The organism is Bacteroidales bacterium (assembly GCA_031275285.1).
Lineage (GTDB): Bacteria > Bacteroidota > Bacteroidia > Bacteroidales > UBA4181 > JAIRLS01.
On record JAISOY010000120.1, the window covers coordinates 62,041 to 74,928 of the forward strand.

Annotated in this window: 8 protein-coding genes; 1 reads left to right on the forward strand and 7 read right to left on the reverse strand. The window is 38.5% G+C overall.

Annotation, left to right across the window (positions count from 1 at the left end; all coding sequences use genetic code 11):
* Window positions 1-16: 16 nt before the first annotated feature.
* The 6 genes from LBQ60_12625 to LBQ60_12650 all read right to left on the reverse strand — a co-directional run bounded on the left by LBQ60_12625 (window position 17) and on the right by LBQ60_12650 (window position 10,525).
* A complete protein-coding gene (locus tag LBQ60_12625; GenBank protein ID MDR2038759.1) occupies window positions 17-268 on the reverse strand; it encodes a DNA-binding protein in 252 nt (83 codons plus the stop codon).
* Window positions 269-409: 141 nt separating this feature from the next.
* On the reverse strand, window positions 410-1,273 hold the full coding sequence (locus LBQ60_12630) for a hypothetical protein (GenBank protein ID MDR2038760.1): 864 nt from the start codon (window positions 1,271-1,273) through the stop codon (window positions 410-412).
* 34 nt (window positions 1,274-1,307) lie between these two features.
* The gene (locus LBQ60_12635; protein ID MDR2038761.1) at window positions 1,308-3,131 is read right to left on the reverse strand and encodes an Ig-like domain-containing protein; all 1,824 of its coding nucleotides are present in this window, start codon (window positions 3,129-3,131) and stop codon (window positions 1,308-1,310) included.
* Window positions 3,132-3,456: 325 nt separating this feature from the next.
* Window positions 3,457-6,231 carry a T9SS type A sorting domain-containing protein gene (locus LBQ60_12640; protein ID MDR2038762.1) on the reverse strand — a complete coding sequence of 925 codons (2,775 nt, stop codon included), beginning with the start codon at window positions 6,229-6,231 and terminating at the stop codon, window positions 3,457-3,459.
* A 149-nt stretch (window positions 6,232-6,380) separates the two neighbouring features.
* Window positions 6,381-7,481 (reverse strand): helix-turn-helix domain-containing protein, encoded by a 1,101-nt coding sequence (locus LBQ60_12645; GenBank protein MDR2038763.1) that lies wholly within the window; start codon window positions 7,479-7,481, stop codon window positions 6,381-6,383.
* A 119-nt stretch (window positions 7,482-7,600) separates the two neighbouring features.
* Complete coding sequence (locus LBQ60_12650; protein ID MDR2038764.1) at window positions 7,601-10,525, reverse strand: T9SS type A sorting domain-containing protein; 2,925 nt, start codon at window positions 10,523-10,525, stop codon at window positions 7,601-7,603.
* A gap of 346 nt (window positions 10,526-10,871) precedes the next feature.
* On the opposite strand from LBQ60_12650, the gene LBQ60_12655 reads away from it, so the two are divergent.
* Complete coding sequence (locus LBQ60_12655; protein MDR2038765.1) at window positions 10,872-12,074, forward strand: hypothetical protein; 1,203 nt, start codon at window positions 10,872-10,874, stop codon at window positions 12,072-12,074.
* Window positions 12,075-12,628: 554 nt separating this feature from the next.
* Here LBQ60_12655 and LBQ60_12660 read toward each other — a convergent pair.
* Entirely contained in the window at window positions 12,629-12,781 is a 153-nt protein-coding gene (locus tag LBQ60_12660; protein MDR2038766.1) for a hypothetical protein, read from the reverse strand.
* Between the last annotated feature and the right edge of the window lie 107 nt (window positions 12,782-12,888).

Below are 12,888 nucleotides of genomic sequence, written 5' to 3' on the forward strand. Positions count from 1 at the left end.
TTTTTGTGTGCGCTGGTTAGGATAAGTTGTTTTTCTCAAGGATTTTCCTTGCCAAGTTTAATATCGTCGTATCGTCCAATGTAACAATTCCTCCGTCAGGTCCTTGCTCTACGTGGATACCCACACTTTCTCCAGACTTATAGTGCGATCCACCGAAGTAATTCCTTACGGTATCCTCACTGATACTTAACTCGTCGGCAATGGTTTTCATGCTGCCGCTGGGCAATGCATCCTTTATCCTTCTAAGCTCATTAAACGTGATATACATGACTGAAAATTTTGGTTATAGATTATAAAAACTGCTCTAATATACTATAAAAAAATAGTATAATCACATTTTCGAGTGTTTATTTTTGTTAAAAATACCTAACCCTTTCGTATCGAAATCAATATCCTAAACAGACGATGATTAAAACCATTTTCCGGATATTAACCGGAAGTCACGCGCCAACATTCCTACCGGACGACGCTCTGTAATGTTTTGATGGTTGTAATAGTATAATTTAGCGTCATCAGTACCAAAAATCTGGCAATAAGAGCGTCCGTTATTCTCATCTTCTGCAGGGCTTACCTGATGTAAAACAGCTGTATTGGGCTTTTTTGCCTCAATGGCTTCCATCATCTCTTTGGAATCTACAATTTTTACTTCCCCGGAATAAACAGCCTTGATTTTTTCCAATGTATTGACATCTTCCGCCAGATCACTTTCTTTTACCAAAAGTGTTTTTTCTTTCAATAATTGCGAATCATTGCTGTAGTTTTTAAGATTATACACGAACCTCGGATTCTTGGAAGTTTTCAGATTTTCCAGATGAGCCTGGGCAAATCGTACCATCAGGGGCAATACATCCACATAACTGTCTTCATCAACCCCGGTATAAGCCAATGGAACAGATAACAACTCCGGTAAGGCTGTAATATCCTTTACTTTTGCTCCCATTACGATATTCATGTATAAGTAATACACCTCTTCTTTATCCTTTTCTAATTGCACCCTGGATAAAAAAACAAAAGATGTTCCAGGATCTGTATACATTTTATCGAACTGTTCGGAAGAAATGATCTCATAAGGGGTCACAGTCCAGTACTTTTTAACGGCATCGGCCATGATGATATTATAACCTATCAATGGATTGGCATCCATAACAATCATCGTTTTGGATTTGAAAAAATCCTCAATCTGTTTTTTACTGGCATAAGTCACCTTTTGACTCTGGGCATATCCTCCTATAAAAGATGAAATAAGGAGGGATACAAAAATTATATTTTTCATTTTCTAGGTATTTTGGTATTTATACATTATCAGATCATATCCGGGGCAATGCCCATCTTATTTCGGTCTTAAAACTCGATTGCGTTTCAATTTCAGGTTCGGTATAATAAGTAACCTTTTCCGGTTGTAATTTGTTCAAATAATGCCCGGTATCCCATTTACCATTACCATTTTTATCAAATATTACTTTTAATCTATATTTATCAGGTTTCAGAAAATCAAGCAATACAGTATTCCCCTCAGTAAGAAACATTTGTTTTACGACAGATTCTTTATCGCCAGCTTTCAAAACCTGTACGATCAACGGACAAGGAACGTTGCTGAATGTAATTTCAATACTACTGTAATAATCTTCTTTCTGCGTTGAAAACGCAAATCCCGTTGAATCGTTATATACATTATATATACTACTAAAAGCCATTGAGTCAACCGTCATAAAATATTTGGTATCTTCCTTCAGCTTCCAGTCGATAAAGCATTTGCGCATATTTGTCGAATCTTCGACTAGCGTATATTGAACAGGAATTCTTAACGTATCAACCTGCTCCTCAAAAATAATTTTAGACGGATCTATCTTATCGATTGGCTGCGAGGTGGTCAATATCATCCTATCGGTAAGATCCATCATATTACTGATATTGGATTTGATCTGCATCATTTCAACAGCAGTACGCGGCCGGGTATCTTTTCCGCTTTTTTCATCATCCTTCCGTTCTCTTCTTGAGCGGGTATCTACAACCCGGGGTGGCTCGAAAGACATTTTTAACGTATCCGGAAGATATACCAGTTGATTCAGGGAATCGGTGCGAGGAGACTGCATCTGGACAATCAGTGTTTTCCGGTTGACAAGTGTCGTATCCAATAACCAATATTCAAGTGTATCGTTATTTGCCGACGCCTCTAGCTCAAACCATTTTCCGGAAGGTTCATATTCGTCGATCTTCATAGGCAAGGAATCTACAGGCAAACTATAAGTAAACCGTAACAGGTTGGCTTCCGGTCTCTCGTATGAAGACCGGTATTGTTTGGTCGGTACTTCCTGAAATTGATACAAAACAATGTCTTTTTTCAGAAGATTGGGATTTTTTTCTTTAAGGGTATCCGGTAGGTTCAAAGAAGTAAAAACCGGAATATCCGGATCAAGATAATAACGATCATCGATTACAATCAATGAATCCGAGAACGCAATCTGTTCGGTAGGCATATCAAATAACAGGTTATTGCCCATGTCTCGGATAGCAAAAATCCGGAATGTATCCGGACGGATATGTGAAAATGTAAAAAATCCCATATTATCCACGCGGGTCATATAAACCGGTTTAGATTTATATACCGCTGAATCACTCATGTCATCATATAATAATACCGCCGTCGGCACCTTATCATCTTTCTTTTTGGAGGTTAAATCAAATGCATTCAGCACCCTCCCTGTGAAAGTAAGTGAATCGATATAATTTCCCGTAGAAAATACATACAGGAATCCGGTCATTTTATTTCCTTCATTGTTATCCACTATAGACTCGCCGAAATAAAAAGAATAAGTCATATCCGGCAATAAGGGTTCTTTTAGTTTAACCCTGACTGTTTTGCCGTACAAAAGAATTTCCGGGGTTTTCTTTATCGGTGGAGACGAATAGAAATGGGTATTGACATCTTTTAACTGTAGAAATTCATCAAATACGATATCAATCCGGTTTGCTTTAAAACCGGTACTATACAGAGGAGGAATGCTGTATAGAAACTGTGGCGGAGCTTCATCTTTAGGTCCGCCGGTTATAGTGCCCGGCATCTTGGCACATCGTCCGAATAAGAATGCTGATAATACAGCTATTAATATATATGTGGTTATTTTTTTCAAATCGACACTTTAAGCCAACAAAAATACAAAAATAACATTGTAATTAATGGATTGGATCAACTCATCAGATAATAATCTCATATCGTCAATATATTTTATTTATTTTTAACCATTTATAATCAATCGTGATTTTTAGGTTTGTTTTCTATTTCCATATTTCTTATTGCTTTTACCAATAGAATAATTTTATGTTATTCCTCAAATATTCCACTCAGGTATTCATTCGTAAATTTACGAAAAAACACCTTTGTATTTACCCAACCACAATTCTATAAAAGACGGTGAAGAAAGTTCTCCACCGTCTTCCCTGTAATCGACTTAAGGGTTATTTATTTTTAATGATTTTCCTGGAAATATTGGTTCCTCCTGCTTCCAACCTGATAATATAGATACCTGATGGTAACCTGCCCATATCTAGCACCTCTTCTCCGGCAGAACCTTTCTTGTGTACCACCACACGCCCTAACAGGTCATATATCCTGATTACATAGGGGCCTTCCAAACCGGATATACGTATTTCACCATCGAAAGGATTGGGATATATATTCAGTTGGGCATTTTCATAAACCGGTGCAGAAGTAGTGACGTCATTGATCGTTTTATGGACTTCATCTACCATGAAGTCATTAGCAGTATAAACATTACCGGCCTTGGCATCAATTTCGATACCGTTGCCCTGAAGGGTATAGCCGGGCAAATCGATCACTACTTTGTAAACACCGGCAGGAAGGTTGTCAAAACGGTAATAACCGTTCGCATCTGGTCGTACTTTCCGGACCAATTCCCAGTCTTCTGACTTCTGGGCGCTTTTGGTCGAACGGTAAATACCCACGGTCGAATTCATTGCAACACGGGCCTTGACACTTGATGCATCATAGACATTACCTTCAATGGTTATATCTCCAGATCCTATCTCCGGTATCTTATTCAATTTAACACTCACAGTCAGTATTTGTCCGTATTCTTTGAGGCGTATAGTATCGGCCTGGTTCCATATAAGGGCGTTGGTGTGGTAAGTGGGCAGGTAACCGCTTACATTTTCTACACCGACTAAGTATTCGCCTAACGGAAGTCCATCAGAGTGATACATCCCCCCGTCATAACGGGCTGTATCGACCGGAACAATCTCTTTTTCTTCAGGTTCTATACGGTAAATAGTTACCAAAGCATTGCTATTAGAAACATCGAGGGTTACCAATATCTTTCCGGTGACAGAAGTGACAATTTTCCCAACATTATCCGTCAGGAGATTATTTAATATGAGATACTTTCCGCTCTCCTCTCCTTGTAACGCATACCCGGATATTTGTACGGTTTTCCCTGTTCCTAACGACGGATCATCATAAACACCTGTAAATGTGCTCATATCAACATTCAGTATTGAAGTACTCCCCTTGACCGATATATCTACAGAACCGGGATCAGAAATACTTGTTCCGCCGTCATACAATTTGACGACATTCGTATTTTCTGTAAACCTGACAGTAACAACTCCGGACACCGTATCAATACCTGCCGGGTATGGACGGGTATAATCATAAATATTTCCCTTTTCTTTCAGGTAGGACCATCCGTCCGGAGATGTGAAATCCCACCCGACGAAAGTATCTTGATTACGGAATTGCTGGGATGAAAGTGATGTTACCCCAGTAGTGACAGTTTCGCCGGATACTGCAAGCAACCCTGGTTGGCTTTGCAGAAAAAAGTTATCTTCCAGTTGGTATTGGCCTTCTATTTCTCCTATTATTGCTCCTACAGTACTTCCGGTAATAGAAAATGCATAGGTATAAGATCCTTTAATATTGAGACTTTTCCCTGAGGTTGGCAATGCAATACCTACAAGACCTCCCGCAACACAATTAATACTTTCATGTGCTCCGATAAGATCACCATTATTAATACATTGGGATAAAACAAAGTAGTCTTCTATTTGGGCATAACCAATGATTCCTCCTAGCGAAATCTCATCAGCAAGAGACTGAAAATCAGGCTCAATAATTCCATTATTGATACATTGTGTTAGTTCGACGGACTCTCCACTAATTTCCCCGGCAATTCCCCCGGTAGCTCCCCCTTTAATCTTACCTGCATTGATGCACTGAAACAATAAAACATTCGCTGCATTAGAAAGTATCCCGCCGGCGTACATTGAACCAAATATTTCCCCGTTATTAGTGCATTGTTCGATTTTTGCTATTTCATCCATTGCATTATATCCGCCAGCAATACCTCCCGCAGCAAAATCGGATGTAACAGCACCGGCATTGTGTAATCCTGACATAACAAAGATAGCTTCCTGGAGATAAGCGGTTTGAATATTCATCGCCCCGATTATTCCTCCCGCACTTCCTTCAGAAAAGACCGTCGCCTGATTTTGGCAATCGATCAAACGGAACTCACTTAAAATTTTTTCATCATAAGGGGCACTCGAGCCCGTTACACTACCAAAACCTATAATTCCCCCAACATCACCAGTACCACTTAGAACTCCATCACTTGTACATTCGGAAATGATAATGGTACTTTTTCCATATCCGTCGGATACAGCTTCTCCTACAATCCCTCCTGTACTCTTAAATGGATCGCTTGTAATTTCCATGATGGTTCCGGTATGGTGGCAATTATGTATCAGGATAGTGTCTTCTGCTGACGTATTATTACCACCGCATCGGGCATAACCGGTAATACCGCCACTCCAATGATATCCAGAAGAAGATGTCCTGATATTACTATTTTTTACTGTCAAATTCTCAATCTTGGCTCCATTTCCTAGATATCCGAACATGCCCGACCATTGATAAGTTACCCCATCCAGACCAATACTAAGATTATTGATACTTTTGGAATTACCATCAAATTTTCCCTGGAATGGATTAGATTGATCTCCTATGGGCACCCAGGATGATCCGGACAAATCAATATCATTCATTAACCTAAAATAAGTATTCCGGGAGGAGTCTCCCAAATAATCTTTGATTTGTTCGAGTTCAACCCTGTTGTTTATAAGATAAGGATCCGCCTTGGTACCAGTTCCCTCATAAGCAAGAATTCTTCCTGTATATAATATGATCAATAAAAAAATAAAGTAAATTTTCTTCATAAAATATAAAATATAATTAACTGTATACAAACAAAATAGAAACAACTCACATAGTTATTACAAATGTAAGGTCAATTAGCATCTGCGGGTGGTCAATTCAACAAAATTTTCATAAAAAGCGACCACCGGAGTGATAATTTTGACAATGGTTAAGATTTTTTCAATGATTTGTTTTCTTGTTCCCTCCAAGCTTGTGGACTCAATCCTGTAATTTTAACAAATTGCCTCCCGAAATTACTTTTATCAGTATAGCCCATCTGGAATCCAATTTCATTAACCGGCGTATCCGGATATTTCATCAATAATATTTTTGCATCCTGAATGCGAAGTTCATTGATCCACTCCCTGAATGTTTTTTTCTGATAAGTATTAAAATAATTAGATAAGTATGTTCTATTGGTACCTATTTCTGCCGCTAACTGATCTATTTTAATGCCTTGTTTGATGAAATGTTTCTCATTCTTCCATTTGACAAGCGCTCTCTCAATCTGATGAAAGGTTCTTACATAAGGTTCTGTTTCTTCGTTAGGAGCAACAATAGAGCGGATCTTCTGAAAAATAAGACCATAGTTTATGAACTGTATCCCAAAATAAATATAAAAAGGGATATGAACAAGTGTGAACAAAAGCACCCATAATTGGGAGGTAAAAAGAGTCAGAAATGCCATAATCCCAATAGCAAGGGCCAGGAAAAAAGCAATGACCACCCACCGTAACATCCTCGATTCCTGTTTTGGGAAATTAGCCCCCTGCTTTTTATATTGTTTATAATTTCTTACAAACAATATGGTATATCTAACCAATGAAAAGGCATAATACACAACAAAAGAATAGAATACGATATTAAATAATCGTGTTGGCTTTTCAGATAATACAATAAAAGATAAAACACAAAATAGGACAATGGGAATTAATTCTCTAATGATTTTTCGCCTCGTACAAAACTGGACATTGATCAATGTAATAATTGTATAAGTAAAAAGAAAAGCCTGAAAAAGTGAAATCGCAAGGGTGATAATTTTCGTCAGGTTATAATTCATTACAGGATCTATTCCCGAACGTATATACATATCAATAATATTGAGAAGTCCCATAGTGATATATGCAAATGCCATGACAATCCTGGCCATGCTGTAACCCCGCAAAGAGTATGTTTTGGGTATAGATAGTGTAAAAAAACAAACGCCAAAACTTAACGTTACGCAGGCAGATATCAGAGTAAGAATAAGGTAAAAGCTTTCTATATCCATTAGTTCACCCCGGCTTTTAGAAACATACTTTTTATGTTAAATAAGAAGTAAATATAATAATATTAATTGGATAATAAAAAAGGCGACAAATTGTCGCCTTTTTTATTGCCTTTCTACAATTATTCATTTACTTTTATTATCTTTCTGGAAACAGTGGTTCCTCCTGCTTCCAGAAAGATAATATAGATACCTGATGGTAACCTGCCCAGATCTAACACCTCTTCTCCGGCAGAACCTTTCTTGTGTATCACCACACGCCCTAACAGGTCATAGATCCTGATTACATAGGAGCCTTCCAAACCGGATATACGTATTTCACCATCGAAAGGATTGGGATATATATTCAGTTGGGCGCTTTCATAAACCGGTGCAGAAGTAGTGACATCATTGATCGTTTTATGGACATCATCAACCATAAAATCATTAGCTGTATAAATATTGCCGGCCTTGGCATCGATCTCGATACCGTTGCCCTGTAAGGTATAGCCGGGCAAATCGATCACAACTTTGTAAACATCGGCAGGAAGGTTGTCAAAACGGTAATAACCGTTTGCATCCGGTCGAACTTTCCGGACCAATTCCCAATCTTCTGATTTCTGGGCGCTCTTCGTTGAACGGTAAATACCCACGGTCGAATTCAGCGCAACGCGGGCTTTGATACTTGATGCATCATAGACATTACCTTCAATGGTTATATCTCCAGATTCTATCTCCGGTATCTTATTCAATTTGACATTTACTTCAGTCATTGCACCTCCGGACTTGAGACGTACAGTATCGGCCTGGTTCCATATAAGGGCGTTGGTATGGTAAGTGGGCAGGTAACCGCTTACATTTTCGACACTGACTAAATATTCACCTAACGAAAGGTTATCAGAGTAATACATTCCCCCATCATAACGGGCCGTATCGACCGGAACAATCTCTTTTTCTTCAGGTTCTATTCGGTAAATGGCAACTAATGCATTGTTGACCGGAATGTCAACGAATACAATTATTCTTCCTTCTGGAAGATCACCACATTGAGCAAATACCGGATACGACCCTGATTTTTCACTCTCATAATTAACAAAATACACCGTATCACCTACTGCAAACTGCATATCCGTCAGGGTCAGATCAAATGTATTTTGACCATCAGAAAGAGCTGGCAAAACAGCGATTCTTTGATTTTTGCTATTACGGATCTGCAAACTATCGGATGACCGTAAGGCGCTCAATGATAATTCCAAGGGATTTAAGGTGCTAATACTTACCGGAGTGCTCTGGAAAGAAAAGTACGGATAACTGGTATAATCCCATATAAGCCATTCGCTCGAAGAAGGAGAATTTATTTCACTAATATCCCATCCCAGGTCCGTCTGATATGTATTTATATTATGTAAATCTTCAATGGTTTTTGATGCCCCGTTTTCGCCACTGGCGCTACCTGCTGAACTTATCAGCGCTCCATTCAGCAGCATGCCATCATATGCAAAGTTCTGATTTAGAAGAGTGGATGCTGAATATTCACCCATAATACGATTTACCGAATTTTCTTTCCCGGTAAGTATGAATTGTGCCGCTATAGAATATTCAATACTAACATTTCCGGCATTCATTTTTCCAAGCAACCCTCCGGTAACATAGGTATTGTTTGCGGTAATACTGCCCGAAGCATAACATTTAGAGATAGAGATATTACCATCTTCAATATATCCGATAATCCCCCCTGCATTGGTAGTATTGGCGGTTTTAATAAGCGAATGGCTATAACAATCATTAACCGTTATATCACCCGAAGATGATGAATAACCGGCCGCTCCTATCAAACCACCAGCATATATTATATCGCCATTAACATTCCCCAGGTTAGTACAATAATTCAGGTTGATGGCACTTCCTGATACCAGACTGGAAGCATGTCCGATTATACCGCCGACCTGTGAATCTACATTTGCAGTATTTTCCATAGAAACTGCTCCGTTATTCATGCTTTGTACAATGTTTATGGTGCCGGTACCGGAATTGAAATTCTGGGCAAACCCGATGAGCCCGCCTATATAAGATTTGTTCCCGGTTCCGGTAACTGTCCCGTTATTGGTACATTCGATCATATCAAATAGGGTAGGTGTCCCTTCGCTGAATAAATACCCAAGTATACCTCCTGAATGGTTATATTCTCCGGATCCTGATATTTTACCATGGTTGATGCATTTTTCAATAGTAATATTATTGTAGCCTCCTTTTATATTTCCGACGATTCCACCTGCGGTTATTCCTCCGTCGCCTCCGGCAGATATAGACATTACATCCCCATAATTAATACAATTTTGAATGGTAGCACCGATCTGTTCACAATGACCGATAATTCCTCCGGTATTCGATGAATTGGAAGAAGCGTTTCCGGTAATAGTGCCTGAATTACTACAATCAGAAATCATAATTCCACTATTACTTCTTCCTATAATTCCCCCGGTAAATGTCCGGGCGTTATTGTTTACAATATCTACCGAACTCCGGCAGTTAGTGATTTCTGTAGGGGTACTACCCAAAGAATAACCGACCACACCTCCGGTGTAAGATAATAAACTCAAATTTAAGACCTTAATACTACCTTCACTCAAAATCAAATCATATATCTTCGCCCCGCCTGATATACAGCCAAATAACCCTATATAAATTTCGGAACCATTTTGATAATTGTAGTCCTCTATGGTCATTCCACGAATCGTCTTTTTATTCCCATCAAAAATGCCAAAAAAAGCACGTTGATCGTAATTTGCAATAGGGATCCATTCCCGTCCGGAAAGATCAATATCATTAGTCAGCACATAATTTTTTGAATAAAAATCAGTATAGGTTGATCCTTCATTCAGGTATTTTGCAAACAATGCGAGTTGTTCTGCACTATTTATCTGATAAGGATCACCTGGATTTCCATCTCCGCCATTAAAAGTTTCTGCAGCAACATATTCCCAGGTACCATCATCCTGAGCTAAAAGATGTTGTATATTCAGGAATGAGATACTTATAATAATGAATAGAGTAAAAAAATGCTTCATATTTTCAATATTTAAAGGACGATAAAGAAATAATCTTATTCACAGGTAAAAATAAAACAAAAAATCATATTTTTAACATGTTTTTTACAAATTAGATGAAGAGTATTTCGTCTGATTATTTTATCGAAAAATTCAAATAATAATATCCATATTTAACATATTATCATTCATGATGATCTTCCGGATCGACCAGAATTGACCAATAGTTAGGATATTAGAATAATTTCGTGTAAGTTTGTAAAAAGATACATGGAAAGAAAATTGTAAATCTGTTAACAATTCAGGGAATTTCCTTACGTTAACAATTTATTGTAAAGGCATTGAAATACTTGTTGTTTGGTACATTATGGAAAATATTTTTGTAAACAGAGAATTAAGTTGGTTGTCTTTTAACGAGCGGGTACTACAAGAAGCAGCCGATCCTACTGTTCCCCTGGTTGAACGTATAAAATTTTTAGGAATCTTTTCCAATAATATGGATGAGTTCTTCAAAGTTCGTGTTGCAACGATTAAGAGAATGATTGACTTAAAGATCGATTCAAAAAAAATGTTGGGGGAAAAACCCAAAAAACTAATGCAGCAAGTCCAGGCAAAAGTGATGATCCTGCAATCAAAGTCCCAATATATCTATCTTGAAATACTGAAAGAACTGGAGAATAAGGATATCCACATCGTAGATGAAACCCAAATGTCAACTGAACAACAGGATTTTGTGGTTGCTTATTTTCACGAAAAAGTATTATCGGCTATTTCTCCGATCATGTTCAGTAATGTCGAAAAATTTCCGTATCTTGAGGACCGGGCTATATATCTGGCGACAAAACTTACTGATGCACAAAACAATGTAGAGTATGCCATTATTGATATCCCGACCGCCGTATTACCACGCTTTATCCAGCTTCCTCCTATCGGGGGCAAACAATATATCATTTTATTGGATGACATCATCAGGTTCAATATCAAAGAGGTTTTTGCAATTTTCAAATATGAAAAATACGAAGCGTATACCATTAAGTTAACCCGTGATGCAGAATTAGATATAGATAACGACCTGACCAAAAGTTTCCTTGAAAAAATATCAAAAAGCGTTAATCGCCGGCGTACCGGACAACCTGTCCGTTTTGTATACGATAAGGATATTCCGAAAGATCTGTTGAAATACCTGATCAAACAACTCGAACTGGCAGATGATGATAATTTAATTCCGGGAGGACGTTATCATAATTTTAAAGACTTCATGAGTTTCCCAAACGTAGGTGGAAAAGATCTTGAATACGTACCTGCTCCACCTTTGGATCATCCACAGATTAAAACGGGAAAAAGTATTCTGAAAGCCATTGATGATAAGGATATTCTATTACATTTCCCCTATCAGAAATTCAGCGATTATATTAACTTATTACGTGAAGCAGCTATTGATCCGGACGTAAAAAAAATCAAAATCACACTTTACCGCGTAGCGAATAACTCAAGGGTAATCAGTGCCTTAATGAATGCTGTACAAAACGGGAAAGAAGTGATCGTTACGTTGCTGATGACTGCGATGTGATGATGGATCAGAGTACTCATGGCTACTTGAAAGCATTTCTTTCGTGGACTAGCTTCTTCCAGAAACTTACGGAAAATTCCAGGATTGTCACTATAACAGAATCTAAACTCTCATAAGATTACTTCCTTCTAGGACGTTGCGCCGTGTATTCTGGTACAGCTTAGCCCTGTTCCTTACAAGACATCGGTACCTGTATACCAGACTACACGGCGTCACGTCCCAGACGACAGTAATTTTCATAGTCATCACCGCGAGAGCCTCAAATCACGTGCATTTCGAATACCTGGAATAAAATATTAATTCCACCCTGCATGTCGACCGAAACACCACCATCTTCAGGAGTATTTACTTAGTGCTGACGCTGTTGAATGTTTCACGATACATGACTGCAGTGCAATTAAAATGCAGATTTAAAAAAAGACTCGTCGCGCTAGTAGGGTCAGATATTTGATTCATGATGGTCAAATTGCGATTCATCAAGTTCATACCAACATTCTGCACATTCATACTTCTTGCATCCTGTTGCACTTCCTACATCTTGTTGTGTGTACTTTCTACATCCTGTTGTACTTCTTGCATCCTGCTGCACTTCCTACATCCTGTTGTGTGTACCTTCTACATCCTGTTGTACTTCTTGCATCCTGTTGTGAGTACCTCTTGCGTCCTGTTGCATTTCCTCCATCCTCCTCCAAATAATAGTCTCTCATTACCCCCCCCCCACTTCGTTCTCTCTCTCTCTCTAGCTCCAGAGAGTTAATAGCCATTTCATTTTAAGCACCTGGGCCGCGTGATAAAATCCACCGCCCAGCCACAC

Coding starts and splice junctions, on each gene's coding strand:
- LBQ60_12625 (MDR2038759.1), bottom strand. CDS start 268: ATGTATATCACGTTTAATGAGCTTAGAAGGATAAAGGATGCATTGCCC.
- LBQ60_12630 (MDR2038760.1), bottom strand. CDS start 1,273: ATGAAAAATATAATTTTTGTATCCCTCCTTATTTCATCTTTTATAGGA.
- LBQ60_12640 (MDR2038762.1), bottom strand. CDS start 6,231: ATGAAGAAAATTTACTTTATTTTTTTATTGATCATATTATATACAGGA.
- LBQ60_12645 (MDR2038763.1), bottom strand. CDS start 7,481: ATGGATATAGAAAGCTTTTACCTTATTCTTACTCTGATATCTGCCTGC.
- LBQ60_12650 (MDR2038764.1), bottom strand. CDS start 10,525: ATGAAGCATTTTTTTACTCTATTCATTATTATAAGTATCTCATTCCTG.
- LBQ60_12655 (MDR2038765.1), top strand. CDS start 10,872: ATGGAAAATATTTTTGTAAACAGAGAATTAAGTTGGTTGTCTTTTAAC.
- LBQ60_12660 (MDR2038766.1), bottom strand. CDS start 12,781: ATGAGAGACTATTATTTGGAGGAGGATGGAGGAAATGCAACAGGACGC.